Genomic DNA, 24,020 nt, shown 5'->3' on the forward strand with positions numbered 1-24,020 from the left:
ACCGAGTCCCGCATGCCTACCCGTCGCCCCGCCCAACCCCGCGGCCAGCCCGCCGCCCGCAGCAAGCCGGCCGCTCCGCCTGTTGTCGCCCCGGATGCCGCCGGCCATGCCGACGCCGCGCCGGACAGCGACATGGAGCGCCGCATCTGCGAAGCCGTGTACGAAAGCGTGATGAGCCAGCGGCTGACGCCCGGCACGAAACTGCCCGAGGCCGCGATCTGCGAGCTGTTCGGCGTGTCGCGGTCCGTGGCGCGCAAAGCCCTGCAGCGGCTGGCGCACGAGCACGTCGTGGATTTGCACCACAACCGCGGCGCGGTGGTGGCCGAGCCCACGCCCGAAGATACGCGCCAGATTTTCCAGGCGCGCCGCGCGCTGGAAGCGGCGTTGCTGCCCTTGGCCGTGGCCCGGGCCACCAAGGCCGACTACGCGTCCTTGCGCAAGCAATTGCGCGACGAACACGCCTTGCTGCATCGCGCCGGGCAGCCCGCGTGGGCGCGTCAGGCCAGCGCCTTTCACGTGCGTCTGGGCGAACTCTCCGGCAACGCGATCCTGCACGGCTATCTGGCCGAACTGGTGTCGCGGTGCTCGCTGATCGTGGCGCTGTACGAGCCGCCCGGCAACGCCGCCTGCGAACACGGCGAGCACGTGCTGATCGTGGACCTGATGGAACGCGGCGACGTAGCCGAAGCCGTGAAGATCAATGACAACCACCTTGCGGACCTGGAGCGGCGTATCAGCCTTGAACGCCCGCAACCCGCGCAAACTCTTGCCCAGATGCTGGGACTGGCCTGACATGGAAATCGATTTCGACGCAATCACCGAATACCAGCGCTACAAGTTGATGGCCAGCCTGATCGTGCCCCGGCCGATCGCGCTGATCACCACCTTGTCCGAAACCGGTGTGGTCAACGCCGCGCCGTTCAGCATGTTCAACATGCTGGGCGAAGACCCGCCGATTGTCATGGTCAGCATCAACCGGCTGGAAGACGGCGGCTTGAAGGACACGGCCCGCAACATTGCCCGCGATAAGGAATTCGTGGTGCACCTGACCGACGAAGCGATGGCGGAAAAGATGCACCGCTGCGGCGACCGTCTGCCGGCGGACGTCAGTGAACTGGCCCACGCCGGGCTGGACGCCGCGCCCAGCCACCACGTCAAGCCGCCCCGCATCGTGCAGGCGCCGGTTGCCTTCGAATGTACGCTGTATGAAACGATGGAAACCGCCAGCCGGCAGATCTTCATTGGCCAGGTGCGCTGGCTGCATGCGCGCGATGGCCTGATCGACACGGAAACCTGGCGCGTGCGCCTGCAGGACTATTTTCCGGTGGGGCGTTTCGGCGCAAGCTTCTACGTCACGACGCGCGACCGCTACGCGATCGGCGCGGGGGACGCGCCTGCGGGAACGGCGGCCAGCACCGCGATCGACGAAATCTAAGGCGCGGCCTTCACCAGACGGCGCCGTGGCCGCCCGGCGGGCGCAGGTGCCGGGCGAAACGCTGCGTCAGGAACTCCACGAACGCGACGGTCTTGGCCGGCAGGTTCAGGCGTTCGGGATACAGCGCGTGAATGTCGGCGGACGGCGTGCGCCAATCCGCCAACACTTCGCGTAGCCGGCCCGCGCGCAGGTAGGCCGCGGTTTCCCATTCGGACCGCATGACGATGCCGTGGCCGTCCAGGGCCCATTCCAACGCGCTTTGGCCGTCATTCGAACTGACCGGACCGCGCACTTTGACGGTTTCGGCGCGCTGGCCGGATTCCAACCGCCAGGTGCCGTAGGCCACGTCGTTCTCGCGCACCACGATGCAGCGGTGGCGCTGCAGGTCGCCCGGCGCGCGGGGTTCGCCGTAAGTGTCGAGGTAGCGGGGCGACGCGCAGAGCAGCCGCCGGTTGGATGCGATCTTGCGTGCGGTCAGTCGGGCGTCGGGCAGGTCGCCGAAACGCACGGCCACGTCGAAGCCTTCCTCGATCAGATTCAGCGGCCGGTCCGTCAGCCGCATTAACACTTCGACGTCCGGGAATTGGCGCGCGAAGTCCGAGACGGCCGGCACGATGTGGGCGCGCCCGAAACCGAACGTGGCGTTCAGCCGCAGCAGGCCCTGCGGCTGGGCGCGGGCGCTTGAGACCGACCGTTCCAGGGCTTCCAGGTCAGCCAGGATGCGGGTGCCTTCCGCCAGATACAGCTCGCCCTCTTGCGTGACGCTGACCCGCCGTGTGGTGCGGTTCAGCAGCCTGACGCCCAGCCGCTGCTCCAGCCGGGCCAATCGCGCGCTGATGGCGGGCGGCGTCAGGCCCAGTTCGCGCGCGGTGGCGGACAGGTTGCCGTGCTTGACCACCAGTGAGAAGAAGGCAAGGTCGGAAAGGGCGTCCATGGGCGGGCCTGGTAAACGTTATTTATAAATTAAATTTAATAAAGATTTAGTCTGGCCCGCAATTATAAGAATTAAACCGGCTTATACACTGGCCCTACCGATATAGAGCCGCACCCACGCGGCCAACCGAGGAGACCAGGAATGAAATTCAAACCCGTGGCCGGCGCGGTCTGCGCCGCCCTTGCCGTTGCATCCTGTTGGAGCTTTGCCGCCGTGGCCGCCAACGCGTTTCCCGAGCGCGCCGTGACGCTTGTCGTGCCGTTCGCGCCCGGCGGCAGCGTGGATATCGCCGCGCGGCTGATTTCAGACGCGTGGGGCCAAGCCCTTGGCCAGAGCGTGATCGTGGAGAACCGGGCCGGCGCTTCCGGCAACATCGGCATGGCCGCCGTGGCGCGCGCCCAGCCCAACGGCTACACGCTGGCGATCAACACGATGTCGCTGGCCATCAACCCCGCGCTGTTCAAAGACATGCCTTTCGACACCAGAAAGGATCTGCGGTCGGTGGGCACGGTGGGCACGTCGCAGCACGTTCTGACGGTGACGAACACGTTGCCGGTCGCCAGCGTGAGCGAGCTGCTGGCCTATGTTCGCGCGCGGCCTGCCAATGACCTGAGCTTCGGTTCAGCGGGCACGGGCAGCACCTTCCACATGGCCGCCGAACTGTTCAAGTCCGTATCCAAGACGCAGATCCTGCATGTGCCGTACAAGGGCGGCGGCCCGGCCATGGTGGACACCATCAGCGGCCAGGTGCAGATGAGCTTCCCCGTGCTGTCCGCAGCGAAGCCGCAAGTCGACGGCAAGAAGCTCCGCGCGCTGGGCGTGACCGGCACCACGCGTTCGCCGCTGTTGCCCGACGTGCCCACCATCGCGGAATCCGGCCTGCCCGGCTATGCGTTCAACACCTGGTTCGTGGTTAGCGCGCCGGCCGGTACGCCGCAAGCGGTGATCGATACGCTGAACGCCAAGCTGGCCGAAGCGTTGCAGTCACAGGCTTTGAAAGAACGCATGCAGAAGGAAGGGTTCGAACCCCTGATTTCCACGCCGGCCAAGACGGACGACATGGTGGCCGCCGAGATGACACGCTGGGCGGGCATCGTGAAGGACGCCGGTATCCAGGCCAACTAGAGGTAATGCGAGGCGCCTGTCAGGTTGACAGGCCCTTGCCGCAGGATGCGCCCGCGGTTGGTCGTGGGCGCCGCAATCAAGGACGACAAGACATGCCCGGCATGACGCTATACGACAAACTGGTGGCCAGCCATGAAGTGGCCCGCATCGACGACGAGCACATTCTGCTTTACGTCGATCTGCACATCATGAACGAATACACCAGCCCGCAAGCCTTCAGCGGCCTGGCCGCGCGTGGCCGTGGCGTGCTGCGCCCCGGGCAGCAGATGGCGGTGGTGGACCACATTATTCCCACGCATCCGGTGCCGGCGCCGCTGCGCGTGATTCCCGACGACGCGTCGTCGCGCCAGGCCCTGAACCTGAAACGCAATTGCGACGCCCAGCGCATCGCGCTGTTCGACACCACCGACCCGCTGCAAGGCATCGAACACGTGATCGCGCCCGAGCACGGCATGATCCTGCCCGGCATGGTGGTGTTGTGCGGCGACAGCCACACCACCACCTATGGCGCGTTGGGCGCGTTGGGCTTCGGCATCGGTACGTCGGAAGTCGAACACATCCTGGCCACGCAGACGCTCGTCTACCGCGTTGCGCGCAACATGCGCGTCCGGGTCGACGGCGTGCTGGGCGCTGGCGTGTCCGCCAAGGACCTGGTCATTTATCTGGTGCATCGCATCGGCGCCCAAGGCGCGCGGGGGCACGCCGTGGAGTTCTGCGGCGCGGCGATCGACGCGTTGTCGGCCGAAGCCCGCATGACCCTGTGCAACATGACCGTGGAGGCCGGCGCGCGCGCCGCGCTGATCGCGCCGGACGCGACCACGGACGCGTATGTCGCCGCGCATGCGCCCCACTTGCGCGGCGAGGCGTTGCGCGCGGCGCGCAGCTATTGGGCCACGCTGCGCACCGACGACGGTGCGACGTTCGATGTCGAACACGTGTTCAACGCGGCCGACATCGCACCCTTTGTCACGTGGGGCACCAGCCCCGATCAGGCCATGCCGGTCACCGGGCGGGTGCCGGATCCGCAAGCGGAACCCGACACGCTGGCCCGGCTGGCGTTGGAAAAGGCCATGGACTACATCGGCCTGGCGCCCGGCATGCCGATCGCCGGGGTGCCGATCGACCGGGTGTTCATCGGTTCGTGCACCAACGGCCGCATCGAAGACCTGCGCGTGGTCGCGGCGATGGTGCGCGGCCGCAAGATCGCCGCCGGCGTGCGCGCGATGGTCGTGCCGGGGTCGGGTGCGGTGCGCACGCAAGCCGAAGCCGAGGGGCTGGCCGCGCAACTGATCGACGCCGGTTTCGAATGGCGCCAGCCGGGCTGTTCGATGTGCCTGGCCATGAACGACGACGTGCTTCGGCCTGGTGAGCGCTGCGCCTCCACTACCAACCGTAATTTCGAAGGACGCCAGGGGCGGGCCGGGCGCACGCACCTGATGAGCCCGGCCATGGCGGCCGCGGCCGCGCTGGCCGGCCGCATCGTCGATGCCCGCGACTGGGAGCAAGCCAAATGAATCCGATGATCGAAGGCATCGCCGCGCCGCTGCCGTTTTCCAATCTGGACACCGACCAGATCATGCCCAAGCAGTTTCTGCGCATCATCGACAAGGCGGGGCTGGATCGCGGCCTGCTGTACGACCTGCGCTTTGACGAACATGGCGCGCTACGCCCCGGCTTCGTCCTGAACCAGGACGCCTACGCCGGCGCATCGCTGCTGGTGGCCGGCCCCAACTTCGGTTGCGGCTCCAGCCGGGAACATGCGGTGTGGGGCTTGCAGCAGTTCGGCATCCGCGCGGTGATCGCGCCGAGCTTTGGCGAGATCTTCTACTTCAATGCGCTAAACAATGGCCTGCTGCTGGTCAGCCTGCCGCCGACCGAGGTCGACGCGCTGCTCGCGCGGGTGTCCAATACGGGCGTGGCGGGCGGCAATCGGGTGGCCGTCGACGTGATGGCGGGCCAGGTCCGTGCCGGCGACGGTTGGACGGCGGGCTTCACGTTGCCGGAACGGCACCGCCGCATGTTCGCGCAGGGGCAGGACATGGTGGGCGCGTCGCTGGCCCAATTGCCCGAGGTGGAACGTTTCGAAGCGGCCCACTGGGCGCGCCACCCCTGGATGAAGGACGTCGCGCGCACAGTGCGCGACCGTCTGGACGCGGGGCCAAAGTAACCACAGGAGGCAGTACCCATGACCGCATTCTTCGACTTGCCCGTGCGCCGCATCCCGGTCGATGGCATAGACATTGCCGCGCGCATCGACGGGTCCGGGCCGCCGCTGCTGTTGCTGCATGGCCACCCGCAGACGCATGCCATCTGGCACCGTGTGTGGCCCGAGTTGACGCGGCACCGCACCTGTGTGGCGGCCGACCTGCGCGGTTACGGCGACAGCGGCAAGCCCGCGGCCACGGCGGATCATTCCGCCCATTCCAAGCGTCAGATGGCGGCCGACATGATCGCGGTGATGCGCGCACTGGGCCATGAGCGGTTCGAGGTGCTGGCGCACGACCGCGGCGCCCGGGTGGCGCATCGGATGGGGCTGGATCATGCCGGCGCCGTGTCGCGCATGATGCTGCTAGACATCGCGCCCACGCTGGACATGTACGAGGGCACGACGCGGGCTTTTGCGCAGGCTTACTTCCACTGGTTCTGGCTGATTCAGCCGGCGCCCGGCCCCGAAACCATGATCGGGCACGACCCCGTGTTCTACCTGCGCTCGGTGATGGGCGGTCGGCCGGGCGGCCTGGCCCATTTTTCCGCCGAAGCCATGGCGGAATACGAACGCGCGGCCCGGCAGCCCGGCTGGGCCACGGGCTTGTGCGAGGACTACCGCGCGTCGGCCACGCTGGACCTGGACCATGACCGCGCCAGCCGCGCCGCCGGCGAGCGCCTGCGGATGCCGGTGCGCGCGCTATGGGGCGAGCGTGGCGCCGTCGGCAAGAATTTCGACGTGCTGGGGCTGTGGCGCGCGGTTGCCGACGAGGTCTCGGGGGCATCGTTGCCCGGGGCGCACTACCTGGCCGAAGAAACCCCCGACGCGCTGCTGGAAGAGGCGGGCGCGTTCTTTGGATGGCGGTAGCCGGGGCTGTCAATCAAGCCGGGGCGGGCGATAGGGCTATCCAATAAGGGACGCACCCCTGGTGGTAACCTTCGCCCCATGAATCGTTACTTCGCCGATCTTTCCGAATTGCCCGATCCAGACGACGCGCAACGCGTCTTCAAAGCGACCGACTCGCCCTGCGTGGCCGTGTGTTCGACCCTGTTCGACGATATCTGCCGCGGCTGCGGCCGCACCGCCATGGAAGTCGCCAACTGGGTCTTCATGACGGAAGAGGAAAAGCGCGAAGTCTGGATCCGCATCAAGGCGCAAGGGTATCCCCGGCGCAACAATTAAGCGCGAACGGCGGTCGGCACGCCCGGCCGTCTTGGGCATGTCATATCGCGCGGGCTAAATCGCGTTATCGCCCACTTCCGGCCCTATCATGCGCATCGTTCTGGTTACGGATGCCTGGCATCCGCAAGTCAACGGCGTCGTCCGCACCTGGACGACCATGCAGCAGATCCTGAATGAATGGGGCCACGAGCTGATCGTGGTGAACCCGCAGGGCAGCCGGACGATTCCGGCCCCATCCGAACCGGACCTGCGGCTATGCCTGCAGCCGGGGCGTCAATTGCGGCGCATCCTGGGCGACACGATTCCCGACGCGCTGCACATCGCCACCGAAGGGCCGCTGGGCCTGGCCGCGCGCCGCATGGCGCTGGCGCGCGGCTGGCAGTTCACGACCTCGTTCCACACGATGTTTCCCGACTATCTGCAGGCGCGAATGGGCATCCCGGCGGCCTTGCCGTGGCGCTATCTGCGCTGGTTTCATCGCCCTTCGCAATGTGTGCTGGTGCCAACCCCCACCGTGCGCGACGTTCTGGTGCGGCGCGGGCTGGCAAACCTGCGAGTCTGGTCGCGCGGGGTCGATCCGCGCAAATTCCAGCCGGCGGATAGCGCCGCCTTCGCCCACCTGCCGCGGCCGGTCTATCTGAGCGTGGGACGGGTGGCGCGCGAAAAAAACCTGGACGCTTTTCTGTCGCTTCCGCTGGCGGGCAGCAAGGTCGTGGTGGGCGCCGGCCCGGACGAGGCGCGGTTGAAGAAGGCTTTTCCCGACGCGGTCTTTCTGGGCATGCAGCAGGACGACGCGCTGCCGGGTTTCTACGCCGCGGCGGACGTCTTCGTGTTCCCCAGCCTGACAGACACGTTCGGCCTGGTGATGCTGGAGGCCATGGCCTGCGGCACGCCGGTGGCGGCGTTCCGCAGCGAAGCGCCGCTTGCCGTGGTGACGGAAGGCGTCACCGGCTGCCTGGACGACGACCTGGCCCACGCCTGCCACGCCGCGCTGCCGCTTGACCGCCACGCGGTGCGGGCGCACGCGCTGACCCGCAGCTGGGATTCGGTGGCGTCGGACCTGCTGGATTCGCTGGTGCCGCTGGTGGCGGACGCGTCGTCGCGGCCGTCGCTGGCCCGCGCGGGGTGAAAGCCGGCGGGCGCCGGGGGAAATTTTCGGGGACGGGTTTCCGGACGGCACGCCAAACCGGTACAATCCTTCGCAATCCTGAGGAGCGTTGCGACGACCCTGTGGTTCCCTTCATGCTGTGATCTCATACAGCCATGCCAAGTGGAACCCGGCTCGCCAGGCTCAGGAATCCTTGTTCAAGCGCCGCGCCCTGCGCGTCGCTACAGCAACGGCGCTCACCTTTGTCGCATATGGCGGGAAAGGCGAGCACTCGACTGTCGTGGTGTATTCGCGTTGACCGGCCATATCGTGCGCCGTTCGAAATTCACGTGGAGCCTACACACACCATGAACGCTGTAACTGATAAATCCTTTTCCGATTACCTGGTTGCCGACCTGTCGCTGGCAGGCTGGGGCCGCCGCGAACTCGCCATCGCCGAAACCGAAATGCCCGGCCTGATGGCCATCCGCGAAGAATTCGCCGCCGCGCAGCCGTTGAAGGGCGCGCGCATCGCAGGCAGCCTGCACATGACCATCCAGACTGGCGTGCTGATCGAAACGCTGGTGGCCCTGGGCGCCGAAGTGCGCTGGGCCTCGTGCAACATCTTCTCCACGCAAGACCACGCCGCCGCCGCGATCGCCGCGTCGGGCACGCCGGTCTTCGCCGTCAAGGGCGAAACGCTGGAAGAGTACTGGCAGTACACCCACAAGATCTTCGAATGGCCCAACGGCCAGAACGCCAACATGATCCTCGACGACGGCGGCGACGCCACGTTGATGCTGCACCTGGGTACCAAGGCCGAGAAGGATATTTCGGTGCTGGCCAACCCGGGCAGCGACGAAGAGCGCATCTTGTTCGCCGCCATCAAGGAAACGCTCAAGCGCGATCCCAAGTGGTATTCGACCCGCCTGGCGTTGATCAAGGGCGTGACGGAAGAAACCACGACCGGCGTGCACCGCCTGTACCAGATGTCGCAAAAGGGCGAACTGGCCTTTGCCGCCATCAACGTCAATGACTCGGTCACCAAGTCCAAGTTCGACAACCTGTACGGCTGCCGCGAATCGCTGGTGGACGGTATCAAGCGCGCCACCGATGTGATGATCGCCGGCAAGATCGCGGTCGTGGCCGGCTACGGCGACGTGGGCAAGGGTTGCGCCCAGGCGCTGGTCGCGCTGCGCGCACAAGTCTGGGTCACCGAAGTCGACCCCATCTGCGCCCTGCAAGCCGCGATGGAAGGCTTCAAGGTCGTGACGATGGAAGAGGCCGCTGCCCACGGCGACATCTTCGTCACCGCCACCGGCAACTACCACGTCATCACGCGCGACCACATGAACGCGATGAAAGACCAGGCGATTGTCTGCAACATTGGCCACTTCGACAACGAAATCGACGTTGCCGGCCTGGCGGATTGCCAGTGGGAAGAGATCAAGCCGCAGGTCGACCACGTGATCTTCCCGGACGGCAAGCGCATCATCCTGCTGGCCCAGGGTCGCCTGGTGAACCTGGGTTGCGCCACGGGTCACCCGTCGTTCGTGATGTCGTCCTCGTTCGCCAACCAGACCATCGCCCAGATCGAACTGTTCACGCGCAACGAAGCCTACAAGTCCGGCGAAGTCTATGTGCTGCCCAAGCACCTGGACGAGAAAGTCGCCCGCCTGCACCTGAAGAAACTGGGTGTGAAGCTGACGACGCTGCGCCAGGATCAGGCCGACTACATCAACGTGCCGGTGGAAGGTCCCTTCAAGCCGAACCACTACCGCTATTGATGCATGTAGCAAAATAGGGAAGTGCCGCGCCATGTTGGCGCGGGCTTTCCGAACCGCGGGGTTCCCCGGCGTCGCTTGGCGATCAAGGGGCCGCGCAGCGCTTACAGGAGAACGAACATGGTGACATTGATACTCGTCTGGATCCTGAACGCAGTGGCCCTGCTGGCCGTTGCCTACCTGTTGCCCGGCATCGCCGTGGCCAGTTTCGGATCGGCGCTGATCGCGGCGCTGGTGCTGGGCCTGGTGAATATGCTGGTCAAGCCGGTGCTGGTGCTGCTGACGCTTCCCATCACGATCGTCACGCTCGGGCTCTTTCTTATCGTCATCAACGCCCTGTTGTTCTGGTTCGTCGGCTCCGTGCTGAAGGGCTTCCAGGTCAACGGGTTCTGGTGGGCCGTGGGCGGCGCGATCCTCTACAGCATCATCTCTGGCCTGCTTACCAAACTGATCCCCTAATGTCCGATTCGATGTCTCCCGCTTTCAGTCTGGAATTCTTCCCCCCGCGCGATCTGGCCGGCCAGGAACGGCTGGTCCGCGCGGCCAAGCAGATGCTGGCCATCCAGCCCAAGTACGTCAGCGTGACCTTCGGCGCGGGCGGTTCCACGCGCGCCGGCACGGCGGATGCCGTGCGCACGCTGCGCAACCTGGGCTGCGATGCGGCGCCTCACTTGTCGTGCGTGGGCGCCACGCGCCAAGACCTGCGTGACATCCTCCAGACCTACAAGAACGAGGGCGTGCGGCGGGTGGTTGCCCTGCGCGGCGACCTGCCTTCGGGCATGGGCGGCGATGCGGGTGAATTGCGCTACGCCAACGAACTGGTGTCGTTCATCCGCGAGGAAACCGGCGACTGGTTCCACATCGAAGTCGCGGCCTATCCCGAAACGCACCCGCAAGCGGCCAATCCGTCCGCGGACCTGGACCATTTCGTGGCCAAGGTGAATGCCGGCGCCGATGCGGCCATCACGCAGTATTTTTTCAACGCCGACGCTTATTTCGACTTCGTCGATCGGGCCCAGGCCAAGGGCGTTCGCGTGCCGATCGTGCCGGGCATCATGCCCATCACGAACCACACGCAGCTGCTGCGTTTTTCGGAAATGTGCGGCGCGGAAGTGCCGCGTTGGATCCGGCTGCGGCTGGCGGAGTTTGGCGATGACAAGGCTTCCATCCGCGCCTTCGGCGTGGACGTGGTCACCGAACTCTGCCAAACCCTGCTGGACAACGGCGCGCCGGGCCTGCACTTCTACACCTTGAACCATGCGGAAGCGCCGCTGGCGGTGTGGAAAGAACTGGCGCTGTAAGCGTCGCGCCGCGTGCGCAATGCGAAAGGCCGGCGCATCCGCCGGCCTTTTTTTTCGCTATTGAATCGCAGGGCGGGCCGTGCGAGATACGCCTCGCACGGCCGCTGCGATCAATCCGCGTACACGCCCGCCTTGCGGATAATGCCGCCCCATTTGTCGACCTCGGCTTGCAGCCACGTCTGCAGGCCTGCCGGCGTCTGTTTGGCTTCGGGCACGATCTCGGCGCCCAGCTCGGCCATTTTCTGCGTGAAGGCCGCATCCTTCAGCGCCGCGCGCAGCGCCGCATTGAACTTCTCGATAGCCTCCGGCGGCGTGCCCTTGGGCGCATAAACGCCGTGCCACACCTTCACTTCAAAGCCTTTCAAACCGCCTTCCTGCAGGGTTGGCGCGTTCGGCAGGGCCTTGATGCGGTCCAGTGTCGTGACGCCGTACAGCTTCACGCGTTCCGCCTTGATCTGCGGGATGGTCTGCGTGGTCTGGTCGCACAGTACATCGACCTGGCCGCCCAACAGCGCGGTCATGGCCGGCGCCGTGCCGGCATAAGGCACGGTCGTGAACTGAACGCCTAGCGACTCTTGCAGCAGCATGCCGCACAGTTGCGACACCGCGCCCAATCCCGCGTTGGCCAGGTTGACCTTGTTGCCGTTCTCTTTTGCGTACTTGATGAAGCCCGCCATGCCGTCGGCCGGCAGGTCCTTGCGGCCCAGCAGCGTCATAGGCACGTCCGCCACCTGGCCAACGTAGGCAAAATCCGTCAGCGGATTGAACGACAGCTTGCGATACAGCGCCGGCGCGGTGGCCATGCCGTTGTGGTGGATCAGGAAGGTATACCCGTCCGGCGCCGCGCGCGCCACATGCTGGGATGCCAGCGTGCCGCCCGCGCCGGTGCGGTTTTCGATGATGATGCTCTGGCCCAGCGTCTTGGCCATGGAGGCGCCCAGGCTGCGCGCCACGACGTCCGTGGGCCCGCCCGCCGCGAACGGCACGACGAGCGAAATGGGATGGTTCGGATATGCGCCTTGCGCGCTGGCGGAACCCCAGGCAAAGCAGGACAGGGCCAGCAGGGGCCAGGCGGCACGCGTCGCCGCGCGCGTGAAAATGGGGGGCATGTCTCGCTCCTTGTGGTTGTCTCGGGCCCGCGAACGCAGCGCGGGCCGGCACCAGTGTCGCGTGTCAGGCCAAGGATGAGAATTTGCCGTTTCACAAGCCGGGCTTCGGCTGGGGGAAAGGCGGGTTTACGCGGTATTGCGCTATTCAGCGACGACCAAGCAGGCCTTAATTCGCCTGGTCCTTGCCCGGGTCTTCGGCCAGCACCTGCGGCGTGGGGTAGCTGGGCTGCGGCGTGTTGGCGGGCTCAAGGCGCAGCGGTTGATGGACGCGGCTGGGCGGCACCAGTGAACCGGGGTCGTCCGGGTTGGTCCACAGCGGGTCCGGGATCTCGGCGAAGACCTGGCGCAGGCGTTCGCCCCACGTGCTGCGGATCATGCGGAAGTACTGGTTGTGCTCGTCGATACTGGCGAAGTGTGTGACGCATAGCGCGTTCGTGTCGTAGACCAGCAGGTCCAGCGGCAGGCCGACGGAGATGTTCGAGCGCAGCGTGGAGTCCATCGAGATCAGCGCGCACTTGGCGGCTTCGTCCAGCGAGGTGTCGGGACGCAGCACGCGGTCCAGGATGGGTTTGCCGTACTTGGCTTCGCCGATCTGGAAGTACGGGCACTCCTGGCCGGCCTCGATGAAGTTGCCCGCCGAATAGACCTGGAACAGCCGGCAGCGCTCGGCGCCAATCTGTCCCCCGAAAATGATGCTGACGTTGAAGTCTACGCCTTGCTCGTGCAGGGCAGGGGCTTCGCGTTGATAGACTTCGCGCACGGCGGCGCCGACGCAGCGGGTGGCCTCGAACAGGTCGGCCGCGTTCCAGATGGTGTCGCCGCCATCGTCGTGTTGGCGAGTCAACGCATGCAGCACGGCCTGGCTGACCGCCAGGTTGCCGGAGGTCATCAGGACCATGACGCGCTCGCCCGGGCGCTCGAAGACGGTCATTTTGCGGAAGACGCTGATCTGGTCGACGCCGGCATTGGTGCGGGAGTCGGACAGGAAAACCAAGCCGGCGTCGAGGCGGGCTGCTACGCAGTAAGTCATGATCGGAAATTTGGAAAAACCACGCCGCATTGTATTGCGGCGCGGGTTCGGCCGTTATTGCTGTCCGGAAGTCTGGACCTGCACGCTGATCTCCATGGATTCCTCGCCGCCGCCGCTACGCACGCCGCGGATCGGCGACGCCGAATCATAGTCGCGCGCCACGGCCAGGCGGCAGTGGCTGTCCGAGGCGAATTGGCGGTTGGTGATGTCGACGCTGGTCCAGCCGATGTCGGCCAGCCAGACGTCGGCCCAGGCGTGGCTGGCCGAGTGTTCCGACGTTGTGTACACGTAGCCGCTGACGTAGCGGGCGGGCACGCCCAGGCCGCGCACGCAAGCCAGGAACAGGTGGGCATGGTCCTGGCAGACGCCGTGCCCCATGGCCAGCACCTGGTTGGCCGCCGTGGTGACGTCCGTGGTGCCGGGCTCATAGGCCACCCGGTCGCTGATGGCGTTGGCTAGCGCCAGGATGTCGTCCGGCGTGCGAAGGCCGTTGGGCAAGACTTCGCGCACGAAGGCCATGATCGTGTCGTCGGCTTGCGTCAGTGGCGTTTGAACGCAATAGGCGTGTACCGGCAAGCGGCTGTCTTCGCCGCCCAGCACGCCGCGCGTAAGCGGCGCCACCTGCACCTGCCCGACCACGCGCAGTTCGATGTCGGTATGGGCGCGATTCAGGGTCAGCGTGTGGGTGATGTTGCCGTAGGCGTCCACCTGCTTTTCCAGCGCGCCGGGTGCTTCGATGTGCCAGCGCAGCACGCGCTGGTGCTCGTCGTCGCGGGGCGTCAGGCGCAAGGTCTGGATGCTGTAGGTGACCGGCGCGGTGTATCGGTAGTGGGTGACGTGGGTGATGAACTGTTTCATGGCTGTCTCCGAGTTATGCCGACAGCGGGACCAGGAAGTCCTGGCTGATCCGGTTGCCCAGGTCGTTAATGCGGTCCAGGAAGTGGTCCAGGTATTGGTGCAGCCCGCTATCCAGAATGTCCTCGACGCGGCCGTACTGCAGTTCGGCGCACAGCATGCCGGCACGGCGTTCGGTTTCGGTCGAGCGCTGGTTGGAGACGCGCGCCAGGTCGTCAGCCACCGCTCGCATCGACGCCAACAGTGAACGCGGCATGTCGCCGTGCAGGATCAGCAGTTCGGCGACGCGGTCGGGCGTGATCACGTCGCGGTACACCTTGCGGTAGATCTCCAGCCCCGACACCGAACTCAGCAGCGCGGACCATCGGTAGAACTCGCTTTGCAGCGCAGCGGTGCCAGTGGGCTCGGTGCGCATTTCCTGCGCGCCGTTCTGCGATCCGTTTTGGGATGCGCCCTGCGCGCCGTTGCCATCCCGTTCATGGAACTTCACGTCCAGCATCCGTGCGGTGTTGTCGGCCCGTTCCAGATGCATGCCGATGCGCAGGAAGTACAGCGCTTCGTCCTCCAGCATGGTGCCGATGGTGACGCCGCGCGCCAGGTGCGAGCGGAACTTCACCCATTCGAAGAACTCGCCCGGATTCCGCTCCAGCAAGCCGGTGTGCAGGTGCTTCAGCAGTTCAAGCCAGGTGGTGTTGTAGGTTTCCCAGACTTCGGTCGTCAGGCTGCCGCGCACCGCGCGCGCGTTTTCACGGGCGGCCCGCATGCACGAATAGATGGACGATGGGTTTTCGGGGTCGCGCACCATGTACTGCAACACGTCGTGGGGCGAGATGGCGGCGTATTTGCTCTGGTACAGACCCTGCAGCTCGGAAATGCGCAGGACGCCCAGCCACGAACCCTCGCGCGTCTGCGGGTCTTGCGGCAGTAGCGACATTTGCAGGTTCACGTCCAGCATGCGCGCGGTGTTCTCGGCGCGTTCGGTGTAGCGGCACATCCAGAACAGGTTGTCGGCGGTTCGGCTCAGCATGGTCAGTCCTCCAGAACCCAGGTGTCTTTGGTGCCGCCGCCCTGGCTGCTGTTGACCACCAGCGAGCCTTCGGTCAACGCCACGCGGCACAGGCCGCCGGGAACGGTGCGGATATCCTTGCCGCACAGCACGTAGGGGCGCAGGTCGACATGCCGCGGCGCCACGCCGGACTCGACATAGGTAGGGATGGTGGACAGCGCCAGCGTGGGCTGTGCGATGTAGTTGGCGGGGTTGGCGCGCACGCGGTCCTTGAACGCGTCGACTTCGGCGCGGGTGGACGATGGGCCCACCAGCATGCCGTAGCCGCCCGCGCCGTGCACCTCCTTCACCACCAGCTCGTGCATGTTCGCCAGCACATGGGACAGTTCATCCGGCCGGCCGCAACGCCAGGTGGGCACGTTCGACAGGATGGGCTCTTCGCTGAGATAGAACCGGATCATGTCCGGCACGTACAGATACGTGGATTTGTCGTCGGCGATGCCGGTGCCGATGGCGTTGGCAAGCGTGACGCGGCCGGCCCGGTACACCGACAGCAGGCCGGGCACGCCCAGCGCCGAATCAGCGCGGAATGACAAGGGGTCCAGGAAGTCGTCGTCCAGCCGGCGGTAGATCACGTCCACCTTGCGCGGACCTTGAGTGGTGCGCATGTACACGGTGTTCTGTTCCACGAACAGGTCCTGGCCTTCCACCAGTTCCACCCCCATTTGCTGGGCCAGGAAGGCGTGTTCGAAGTAGGCCGAGTTATACATGCCGGGCGTCAGCACCACCACGGTGGGATCATCTCCGCCATGCGGCGCGACTTCGCGCAGGTTGTCCAGCAGCAGGTCGGGATAGTGCGCCACCGGCTCGACCTTGATCCGGCTGAACGCATCCGGCATCAGCCGCATCGACATCTTGCGGTTCTCAAGCATGTAGGACACACCGGAGGGCACGCGCAGGTTGTCTTCCAACACGTAGAACTCGCCCGCGCCCGCGCGCACGATATCCACGCCGGCGATGTGGCAGTAGATGTCTTCGGCGACGTCCACGTCCTGCATTTCGGGGCGGTACTGCGCGTTCAGGAACACCTGTTCGGCCGGCACGATGCCGGCGCGCACGATGTCGTGGCCATGGTAGATGTCGTGGATGAACATGTTCAGCGCGCGCACGCGCTGCTTCAGGCCGGCCTCCAGGTGGCGCCATTCGTCGGCGGGGATGATCCGGGGGATCAGGTCGAATGGAATCAGGCGCTCGGTGCCGGCGGCGTCGCCGGCAACCGAAAAGGTGATGCCGACGCGGCGGAAACTCAGGTCTGCCTCGAGCCGTCGCACGGCCATGGCTTCGGCCGATTGCTCTTGGTGCCAGCGCTCGAAGGCCTGGTATTGGGAGCGTATGCCGCCGGCGCTGTCGCGCATTTCGTCAAAAGCGGCTGGACGGGATGATCTGTCCTTCATGGCTCCTCCGATGCTGGGTGCGGCGGCCAGCCGGCAGGCGGCGGCCTCGCACACGGTCATTACCCGGCCGATGCGTGGCCGGTCTAAATGAATAAGCAACCCCCGTGCCAGCTTTTCGGCAGGCGGCCGCCTTGGGCACAATATCCTCCCAAGGGCGCCGAAACACCATCCCCCGTCGCGCGTAATGTGTCCGCAGCGCGGCATGCACCTGATTGGTGCGCGCTGCCGGGCCGCTCTGGTGCGTCAGTTCATCCGATACGTATGCAGTGTGGTGCCGCTGGCGCCGCCTTGTTCCAGCGGCGCATGCGGCACCCAGCCGTCCTGCGTCAGCACGGCATCCAGCGGGAAGTCGTGCGCGGCCGGGGCATAGTCGGCGTCCAGTTCGCCGCAGCTCCAGGCGATGCCGATCGTAATAAACGGATGGCCGCGTTCGCGCAGGGCCGCCAGGGTGCGGTCGTAGTAACCGCCGCCGTAGCCCAGGCGGTCGCCCTGTTCCGTGTAACCAAGCGTCGGCACCAGGACGACGTCGGGCAGCACGTCGGCGCCCGCCACCGGCTCCTGGATGCCATACGGGCCGGCGCGCAGTTCGGCGTCAGGCGTCCACGGCAGGAAGGCCAGCGGGGCGTTGCGTTCACGCACCACCGGCAGCGCCACGGCGACCCCGTTTTCCACCCATTGCGACAGCAGCGGGCGCAGATCGGGTTCGTCCGCCATGGGCCAGAAAGCGGCCACGGTGGCGGGGGCGGGGCGGCCGGCGCGGGCCGCTTCGTCACGCGCCACATTCAGCCATGTGAACAGGCGTGCGCGCATCAGCAGCCCACCCCGGCTGCGCTGGTCTTCGGGCATTTCGGCACGCAGTTTCCGCAATCGCGTGCGGTGCTGGACTGCGGTATCCTCTGGTGTATTTTGCGTAGTCATGCAGTGGCTGTGATGGGGGTGGACAATGAAGGCGAACATGCTGGAATCGGGCATGCGGGAATCTGGCAAGCGAGAGCCTGGCACGCGGGACTGTGGCGCACGGGACTCTGGCGCACGGGAATCTGGCACGCGCGTCGTCGGCATGCTGGCGAGCAAGGCCGCTGTATGACGGCAAATGAGGGACACGGCATGACTCAGATTCTGCAAGCCCGACGGTATCAGAAAACCGGCGGGAAATCCCCCCGCGGCGCCGTCGCGCCGGACCCCCGTTCCGGCCTGCGCCGCTGGCTGCCGTTGCTGGCCTTGTTCACCGCCGCCTGTGCCCCCGTCGATGCGCAACAGCGCAGCGCCTCCGTCAATCCGCAGCCGCAACCCGCCGTCCAGGCAGCGCAGCCCGTTATCGCGGTCCCGCCCGCCGTGCTGGCGGGCCTGCCGCCCACCGCCGATACCCCGGCATTGGCCGCCGTGGTGGCCGCGCGTGAAGCCATGAACCGCAAGCAGTGGTCCGTGCTGGGCATGCTGGTACCCCAGGCCAAGTCCGACACGCTGGGCATGTACCCGGAATATTGGCTGCTGCGCTATCAACTCTGGACCCCGCCCGCCGGTGGCCGTCCCACGGCTGATCTGCAGCGCTTCATCAGCAGCAACAGCGACGCCTATCTGGCCGATCGCCTGCGTGGCGACTGGCTGCTGGCCGCGGCCCGCAGCGGCGACTTCGAAACCGTGCGCAAACTGGCGCCCGTGAAGAACAGCAACGCCCAGATCGAATGCGCCATCCTGGACGCCAAGCACATGACCGGCCAGCGCGCCACGGCGGCGCAGGCCACGGCGGTGTTCGCGCCAGGCAGCGCCTGCTGGGCGCTATACGACCAGCTGGTGGCCGACGGCATCCTGGGTTGGGAACAACTTGAGCCGCAACTGCGCGACGCCATCGAAGCCGACAAGACAACGGACGCGCGCAAACTCGTCCAATACATGTTCGAGCCGCGCGACCTGAAAACCTACGACGTCCTGATGAAGGACCCGATGAAGTGGCTGACCCGGCAAGACCGTATGCCGGTGGGCCGCAACGAGAAAGAACTCGTGACCATCGCGCTGGCCCGCCTGGCGCGTTCGGACGTCAGCGTGGCCGATTCCTATCTGCGCCGCGAATGGGCCAAGTCCATGTCCAAGCCGAACCTGGCCTGGGTGCGCGGCCAGTACGCGTTGATGGCGGCCTTGAAGCTGGATAGCCGCGCCGACGACTGGTATCACGAAGCCGGCCACATCCGCATGACGGAATACAACGCCGGCTGGAAGGTGCGCGCCGCGCTGCGCCAAGCGAAGATCGACTGGAAGTGGGTGATCGAGTCCATTGACGAGATGCCCGCTTCGCAGCGCAACGACCCGTCATGGGTGTACTGGAAAGCGCGCGGCCTGGCCGCGACCGGCCGCAAGGACCAAGCCAACGCCCTGTACGCCAGCATCGCCGACCGTTTCGATTTCTACGGCCAGTTGTCCGCCGAGGAACTGGGCCGCCGCATCGACGTGCCGCCGCGCCCCGCGCCCGTCAGCGACCGCGAGATCGCCGAGGCCCGCGCCAATCCCGGCCTGCAACGCGCCGTGCAGCTGTTCCGCCTGGGCTGGCGTGGCGAAGCCGTGCCCGAATGGAACTTCACGTTGCGCGGCATGACCGACCGCCAACTGATCGCCGCCGCCGAACTGGCCCGCGCCGAGAACATCTACGACCGCGTGGTCAACACGTCCGACCGCACGGAAAAGGAATTCGATTTCAGCCAACGCTTCATCGCGCCGTTCGAAGGCCGCGTCACGGCCAAGGCCAACGCCATCGCGCTGGACCCGGCCTGGGTCTACGGCCTGATCCGCCAGGAATCGCGCTTCATCATGGACGCGCGCTCGCACGTGGGCGCCTCCGGCCTGATGCAACTGATGCCGGCCACCGCCAAATGGGTCGCGGGCAAGATCGGCATGACGGATTTCACGCCGTCCAGCGTGAACGACTTTGACACCAACACCGTGCTGGGCACCAACTACCTGAACATGGTGCTGCGCGACCTGAACGGGTCGCAGATGCTGGCCAGCGCAGGTTACAACGCCGGCCCGCGGCGGCCGCACAATTGGCGTTCGACCTTCACGCATCCCGTCGAAGGCGCCATCTTCGCCGAGACCATTCCCTTCAATGAAACCCGCACCTACGTGAAGAACGTGATGTCCAACGCCGTCTATTACGCGGCGATGTTCAGCGGGCAGTCGCAGTCCCTGAAGGAACGTCTGGGCAACATCGTGCCGCTGGGCGCCGAGAGCACGGCGATCCCATGACGCAAGACCCGGCCATCCACGGTTTGCAGGCCTATATCGTGGGCGGGGCGGTACGCGACGCGCTGCTCGGCCTGCCGCCGGGCGACCACGACTGGGTCGTGGTCGGCGCCACGCCGGAAGAGATGGTGCGGCGTGGTTTCATCCCCGTCGGCGGCGATTTTCCGGTGTTCCTGCATCCGCGGACCAAAGAGGAATACGCGCTGGCGCGCACCGAGCGCAAGTCCGGCCGCGGCTACAGGGGGTTTACGTTCTACACCGGCGCCGACGTGACGCTGGAAGAAGACCTGCGCCGCCGCGACCTGACCGTCAACGCGATCGCCCAGACCCAGGACGGCCAGCGCGTCGACCCGCTGGGCGGCGAGGCCGATGTGCGCGCGCGCGTGTTCCGCCACGTGGGCGACGCGTTCCAGGAAGATCCAGTACGCATTTTGCGGTTGGGCCGGTTCGCCGCGCGCTTCGATGATTTCACCGTCGCGCCCGAAACGCTGGCGCTATGCCGCCGCATGGTCGAAGCCGGCGAGGCCGACGCGCTGGTGGCCGAACGGGTCTGGAAGGAACTGTCGCGCGGCCTGATGGCGAAGAAGCCGTCGCGAATGTTGGGCGTGCTGCAAGATTCCGGTGCGCTGGCCCGCGTGATGCCCGAACTGCAAGGGGCGGACGTCGTTGGCGCCGACGTGGACCGCGCCGCGGCGTTGTCGTTGTCGTTGGCGGGGCGCTACGCCCTGCTGTGCCGGCTGACGCCCGAACGCGACGCGCTGGGCCGGCGCATGCGCGTGCCCACCGAATGCAATGACTACGCGCGCTTGCTGCCCGACGTGCTGACGGGTCTGGATGCGGCCGAAACGGGCGGCCCGGACGCACAGCTGGCGCTGATGGAACGTGCGGACGCGCTGCGAAAGCCCGAGCGGTTTTTCGATCTGTTGAAAACGGCTTCGGTGTTGCGGCCAGTAGACATGGCGGCGTGGCGGGCGCGGGCGGATGCCGCGCGCGGCGTGGACGCTGGCGCCATCGCCCGGGCTTGTGCGGGCGATCCCGCCCGCATCAAGGACAGCGTGCGCCAGGCACGGCTGGACCAGCTTCGGGCAGGCTGAAACCGCCCGCCCGGCGGCACGAATCCGCGGTTACAGCTTTCCCAACCGGTCGCCGCGCGAGAACCCCGTCAGGGGCGCCGTCATGCCGCGGCCCACGGCCAGCACCTTGAAGAGTTCGCCCATTTCGGCTTCCGACAACAGTTTCTGCACGGGCGCCACGGCCTGCGCGTACTGCTGGGCGTCCGACGGATCCAGTTGCGCCAGCAGGTCCATCAGCCCGGCGTTCATCAGGAAGCGGGCCTGCGACGTATAGCCCAGCACCTGCAGTCCGTGTTCCAGCGCCGCATCGGCCATGGCGGTGAAATCCACATGCGCGGTGATGTCCTGCAAGCCCGGGGCCGCGAAGGGATCGCCGTGCGCGTGGTGCCGCAAGTGGCACATGAGCGTACCGCCCGCGCGCTGCGGATGGTAGTACTCGCTGCGCGGAAAACCGTAATCCACCAGTAGCGCCGCGCCGCGTTCCAGCCAGCTGCCCATCGCGGCGATCCAGGCCTCGCCTTGCAGATTGATTTCCGACACGTAGCCGGGCAGCGCCGGCATGCGCGCGGCAACGGCGGACGCCAGCGCGGGCGAGGCGGGCCGGTCTGCCCAGACGAAGCCGCCGTTCGCATCCAGCGCCACGCCGCGTTCCTGCACGGCGCCCGCCGCATCCCACGAGAACAGCGATACGGGCATGGCGTCCAGCACTTCGTTGGCCAGCACGCAACCGGCGAACGCATGGGGCAGCGCGTCCAGCCATCGCACGCGGTCGCCGAAAGGCGCCAACCGTGCCGCCTGGCGGGCGCGCAGGTCGGCGGACACTTCCAAAATCAGGTATTGCGTCTGGGGCAGGCCCAGCGCGTCAAGCTCGCGCAGCACGCCTTCGGCCAGCGCGCCCGTGCCCGCGCCAAATTCCAGCACGGCCTGCGTTTGCGTCTGGGTCAGCACCTGGGCCGCCTGGCGGGCGATCGTGCGGGCGAACAACGGCGTCAATTGCGGCGCGGTGACGAAGTCGCCGGCAGGCGTCTTGGCGTCGTCTCCCGCCTCGGCCAGCTTGACGTTCCCGGCAGCGTAATAGCCCAGGCCCGGCGCATACAGGGCCTCTGCCATCCAGTGGTCGAACGGCAGCCAGCCGCCGTTGGCCGCGATGGCTGCGCGCAGGTGCGCGGCGGTGGCATCGCGGTGTTTCTGGGCGGAATCGGACAGCGGGGGAAGATTGGCGGGGGCGGGGCGTTGCATGGTCGAAGAAGGCGTGGTCATAGCCGCATTTTCCCAAAAAAAGAACGGTCACGCTGCGCGCATTTGCCACCCTGAAAACACAAACCCCGCGACGGGCGCGGGGTTTGTTGGGGGTCAAGCGGGCGAATTAGCCGCGGCGGTCAGCCGGCTTGGCAAAGCGCTTGGCGGGGCCGCCGGGGCGCTTGTCGAACGAGGGCTTGGCGCCACGGAAACCGCCTTCCGGACGATCACCGCCGCGGAAGCCGCCTTCGCGTTGCGGACGGTCGCCGAAGCTGGGGCGATCGCCGAAGCTCGGACGGGCGTCACGGGGAGCGCGCTCGCTGAACGGACGGGCGTCGCGCTGGGGGCGGTCGCCAAAGCTGGGGCGATCACCGCCGAAGCTGGGGCGTGCATCGCGGTCGCCGCCACGGAAGCCGCCTTCACGCGGGGGACGGTCGCCGAAGGGACGATTGCCCTGGTAGCCGCCTTCGCGCTGCGGACGATCACCGAAGCTGGGGCGGTCGCTGAACGAACGTGCCGGGCGGTCGCCGAAAGGACGATTGCCTTGGTAGCCGCCTTCGCGCGGTGCGCTGTCGCGGTTGCCTTGGTAACCACCTTCACGCGGCTTGAACTCGCCACGCGGGGCGCCGTCACGAGGGGCGAACGAACGACCTTCACGCGGTGCGCCGTCACGGTTGCCTTGGTAGCCGCCGCCTTCATGGCGCGAACCACCGAAACCACCAGGACGCTTGCCGAACGGCTTGCCGCCGCGCGGGGCGCCGCTGCCACCTGCGGACGGACGCGGCGTGCGCTTCGGTTCCAGGCCGGCGATCACTTCAGGCGTGATCGATTGGCCGATGTAGTGCTCGATACGGCGGACCTTGTGGCGCTCGGAGTGCGTTGCCAGCGTGAACGCCAGACCGCTGCGGCCGGCGCGGCCGGTACGGCCGATACGGTGCACGTAGTCTTCGGCTTGCATCGGCAGGTCGAAGTTGACGGCGTGGCTGATGCCTTGCACGTCGATGCCGCGGGCGGCCACGTCGGTGGCAACCAGGATGCGCAGCTGGCCGCGTTGCAGTTGCGACAGCGTGCGGGTACGTTGGCGCTGGTTCATGTCGCCGTGCAGGGCAGCGGCGGCAAAACCTTGGTCGGCCAGGCGGTCGGCCAGGTCATCGGCGCCGCGCTTGGTCGACGTGAAGACAATGGCTTGGTCCAGCTTGGCGTCGCGCAGCACGTGATCCAGCAGCTGCATCTTGTGGCTGGCATCGTCCGCGTACAGCAGGCTTTGCGTGATGTTGGTGTGCTTTTCCTTGGCGCCGGCCAATTCGATGCGTTGCGGGTCGCGCATCATTTTCGCAGCCAGCTTGGCGATCGTGCCGTCCAGCGTGGCCGAGAACAGCAGCGTCTGGCGGTCTTCCGGCAGGCGGCTGATGATGGTTTCGATATCCTCGATGAAGCCCATGTCCAGCATGCGGTCGGCTTCGTCCAGCACCAGCGTGTGCACGGTGTTCAGCTTGACGCGGCCCGATTGCAGGTGGTCGATCAGGCGGCCGGGGGTGGCGACCAGCACGTCAACGCGGCGCGACAGTGCCTTCAGTTGCGCGCCGTAAGGCATGCCGCCCACGACGGTTGCCGTGCGCAGGTCAGCCAGCTTGCGGCCATACATATCGGTCGCTTCGGTGACTTGCAGGGCCAATTCGCGGGTCGGGGTCAGGACCAGCACTTGCACGCCGACGCCTTTATTGGCGGGCATCTGGGCAATGCGGTGCAGGGCCGGCAGCATGAAGGCGGCGGTCTTGCCGCTACCCGTTTGCGCGGACACCATCAGGTCGTGGCCGGCCAGCGCTTGCGGAATGGCAGCGGCTTGGACGGGGGTGGGGGTGCTGAAGCCAGCTTCTTGAACGGCCGACAACAGAGCGGGTGCAAGACCCAGGTTTTCGAAAGACATTACTTTCCCTTGCCGCAATCAATGCGACGCAGTGCTTGG

Annotated in this window: 22 protein-coding genes and 1 riboswitch; of the genes, 13 read left to right on the forward strand and 9 right to left on the reverse strand. The window is 66.6% G+C overall.

Annotation, left to right across the window (positions count from 1 at the left end):
• Window positions 1-12: 12 nt before the first annotated feature.
• Window positions 13-792, forward strand: a complete 780-nt coding sequence (locus ACI0FO_RS13000; RefSeq protein WP_416027196.1) for a GntR family transcriptional regulator — start codon at window positions 13-15, stop codon at window positions 790-792.
• A gap of 1 nt (window position 793) precedes the next feature.
• Window positions 794-1,435 (forward strand): flavin reductase family protein, encoded by a 642-nt coding sequence (locus tag ACI0FO_RS13005; protein ID WP_050446162.1) that lies wholly within the window; start codon window positions 794-796, stop codon window positions 1,433-1,435.
• A 10-nt stretch (window positions 1,436-1,445) separates the two neighbouring features.
• Here ACI0FO_RS13005 and ACI0FO_RS13010 read toward each other — a convergent pair whose 3' ends face one another.
• The gene (locus ACI0FO_RS13010; RefSeq protein ID WP_416027197.1) at window positions 1,446-2,369 is read right to left on the reverse strand and encodes a LysR family transcriptional regulator; all 924 of its coding nucleotides are present in this window, start codon (window positions 2,367-2,369) and stop codon (window positions 1,446-1,448) included.
• 141 nt (window positions 2,370-2,510) lie between these two features.
• On the opposite strand from ACI0FO_RS13010, the gene ACI0FO_RS13015 reads away from it, so the two are divergent.
• The 9 genes from ACI0FO_RS13015 (at window position 2,511) to metF (ending at window position 11,054) form a co-directional block, all read left to right on the forward strand.
• Window positions 2,511-3,494 (forward strand): tripartite tricarboxylate transporter substrate binding protein, encoded by a 984-nt coding sequence (locus ACI0FO_RS13015; protein ID WP_416027198.1) that lies wholly within the window; start codon window positions 2,511-2,513, stop codon window positions 3,492-3,494.
• A gap of 92 nt (window positions 3,495-3,586) precedes the next feature.
• Entirely contained in the window at window positions 3,587-5,008 is a 1,422-nt protein-coding gene (leuC, locus tag ACI0FO_RS13020; protein WP_416027199.1) for a 3-isopropylmalate dehydratase large subunit, read from the forward strand.
• Entirely contained in the window at window positions 5,005-5,661 is a 657-nt protein-coding gene (gene leuD / locus ACI0FO_RS13025; protein WP_416027201.1) for a 3-isopropylmalate dehydratase small subunit, read from the forward strand. Before leuC ends, leuD begins: the two co-directional genes overlap by 4 nt.
• A gap of 18 nt (window positions 5,662-5,679) precedes the next feature.
• A complete protein-coding gene (locus ACI0FO_RS13030; RefSeq protein ID WP_416027202.1) occupies window positions 5,680-6,567 on the forward strand; it encodes an alpha/beta fold hydrolase in 888 nt (295 codons plus the stop codon).
• 78 nt (window positions 6,568-6,645) lie between these two features.
• Complete coding sequence (locus ACI0FO_RS13035) at window positions 6,646-6,882, forward strand: DUF1289 domain-containing protein (protein WP_416027204.1); 237 nt, start codon at window positions 6,646-6,648, stop codon at window positions 6,880-6,882.
• An 88-nt stretch (window positions 6,883-6,970) separates the two neighbouring features.
• The gene (locus tag ACI0FO_RS13040; RefSeq protein WP_416027205.1) at window positions 6,971-8,011 is read left to right on the forward strand and encodes a glycosyltransferase family 4 protein; all 1,041 of its coding nucleotides are present in this window, start codon (window positions 6,971-6,973) and stop codon (window positions 8,009-8,011) included.
• A gap of 74 nt (window positions 8,012-8,085) precedes the next feature.
• A riboswitch (S-adenosyl-L-homocysteine riboswitch) is annotated at window positions 8,086-8,235 on the forward strand.
• A gap of 102 nt (window positions 8,236-8,337) precedes the next feature.
• Window positions 8,338-9,756 (forward strand): adenosylhomocysteinase, encoded by a 1,419-nt coding sequence (gene ahcY / locus ACI0FO_RS13045; protein WP_416027206.1) that lies wholly within the window; start codon window positions 8,338-8,340, stop codon window positions 9,754-9,756.
• Window positions 9,757-9,876: 120 nt separating this feature from the next.
• Window positions 9,877-10,212 (forward strand): phage holin family protein, encoded by a 336-nt coding sequence (locus ACI0FO_RS13050; protein ID WP_006224804.1) that lies wholly within the window; start codon window positions 9,877-9,879, stop codon window positions 10,210-10,212.
• The gene (metF, locus tag ACI0FO_RS13055; RefSeq protein ID WP_416027207.1) at window positions 10,212-11,054 is read left to right on the forward strand and encodes a methylenetetrahydrofolate reductase [NAD(P)H]; all 843 of its coding nucleotides are present in this window, start codon (window positions 10,212-10,214) and stop codon (window positions 11,052-11,054) included. The genes ACI0FO_RS13050 and metF overlap by 1 nt, the downstream gene beginning before the upstream one ends.
• 110 nt (window positions 11,055-11,164) lie before the next feature.
• Here the strand turns inward: metF and ACI0FO_RS13060 are convergent, their stop codons facing one another.
• From ACI0FO_RS13060 to ACI0FO_RS13085, 6 genes are all read right to left on the reverse strand, one after another.
• Window positions 11,165-12,163 (reverse strand): tripartite tricarboxylate transporter substrate-binding protein, encoded by a 999-nt coding sequence (locus tag ACI0FO_RS13060; RefSeq protein WP_416027209.1) that lies wholly within the window; start codon window positions 12,161-12,163, stop codon window positions 11,165-11,167.
• A 166-nt stretch (window positions 12,164-12,329) separates the two neighbouring features.
• Entirely contained in the window at window positions 12,330-13,193 is an 864-nt protein-coding gene (locus ACI0FO_RS13065; RefSeq protein WP_416027211.1) for a peptidase, read from the reverse strand.
• 54 nt (window positions 13,194-13,247) lie between these two features.
• On the reverse strand, window positions 13,248-14,051 hold the full coding sequence (locus tag ACI0FO_RS13070; RefSeq protein ID WP_416027212.1) for a transglutaminase family protein: 804 nt from the start codon (window positions 14,049-14,051) through the stop codon (window positions 13,248-13,250).
• A gap of 13 nt (window positions 14,052-14,064) precedes the next feature.
• Window positions 14,065-15,075 carry an alpha-E domain-containing protein gene (locus tag ACI0FO_RS13075; protein WP_416027214.1) on the reverse strand — a complete coding sequence of 337 codons (1,011 nt, stop codon included), beginning with the start codon at window positions 15,073-15,075 and terminating at the stop codon, window positions 14,065-14,067.
• 2 nt (window positions 15,076-15,077) lie between these two features.
• Window positions 15,078-16,508, reverse strand: coding sequence for a circularly permuted type 2 ATP-grasp protein (locus ACI0FO_RS13080; RefSeq protein ID WP_416027216.1), 1,431 nt, complete (start codon window positions 16,506-16,508; stop codon window positions 15,078-15,080).
• Window positions 16,509-16,751: 243 nt separating this feature from the next.
• Window positions 16,752-17,426 carry a 5-formyltetrahydrofolate cyclo-ligase gene (locus ACI0FO_RS13085; RefSeq protein WP_416027218.1) on the reverse strand — a complete coding sequence of 225 codons (675 nt, stop codon included), beginning with the start codon at window positions 17,424-17,426 and terminating at the stop codon, window positions 16,752-16,754.
• Window positions 17,427-17,615: 189 nt separating this feature from the next.
• Here ACI0FO_RS13085 and ACI0FO_RS13090 point away from each other — a divergent pair, with 189 nt between their 5' ends.
• Both ACI0FO_RS13090 and ACI0FO_RS13095 read left to right on the forward strand, forming a co-directional pair.
• A complete protein-coding gene (locus tag ACI0FO_RS13090) occupies window positions 17,616-19,745 on the forward strand; it encodes a lytic transglycosylase domain-containing protein (protein ID WP_416027219.1) in 2,130 nt (709 codons plus the stop codon).
• Entirely contained in the window at window positions 19,742-20,836 is a 1,095-nt protein-coding gene (locus ACI0FO_RS13095; RefSeq protein ID WP_416027220.1) for a CCA tRNA nucleotidyltransferase, read from the forward strand. The genes ACI0FO_RS13090 and ACI0FO_RS13095 overlap by 4 nt, the downstream gene beginning before the upstream one ends.
• A 30-nt stretch (window positions 20,837-20,866) precedes the next feature.
• On the opposite strand, the gene ACI0FO_RS13100 is transcribed toward ACI0FO_RS13095, so the two are convergent.
• Both ACI0FO_RS13100 and ACI0FO_RS13105 read right to left on the reverse strand, forming a co-directional pair.
• Window positions 20,867-22,075, reverse strand: a complete 1,209-nt coding sequence (locus tag ACI0FO_RS13100; protein WP_416027221.1) for a class I SAM-dependent methyltransferase — start codon at window positions 22,073-22,075, stop codon at window positions 20,867-20,869.
• Window positions 22,076-22,181: 106 nt separating this feature from the next.
• A complete protein-coding gene (locus tag ACI0FO_RS13105) occupies window positions 22,182-23,981 on the reverse strand; it encodes a DEAD/DEAH box helicase (protein WP_416027223.1) in 1,800 nt (599 codons plus the stop codon).
• Window positions 23,982-24,020: the final 39 nt, after the last annotated feature.

It is taken from the genome of Achromobacter marplatensis (assembly GCF_049060505.1).
GTDB lineage: Bacteria > Pseudomonadota > Gammaproteobacteria > Burkholderiales > Burkholderiaceae_B > Achromobacter > Achromobacter marplatensis_A.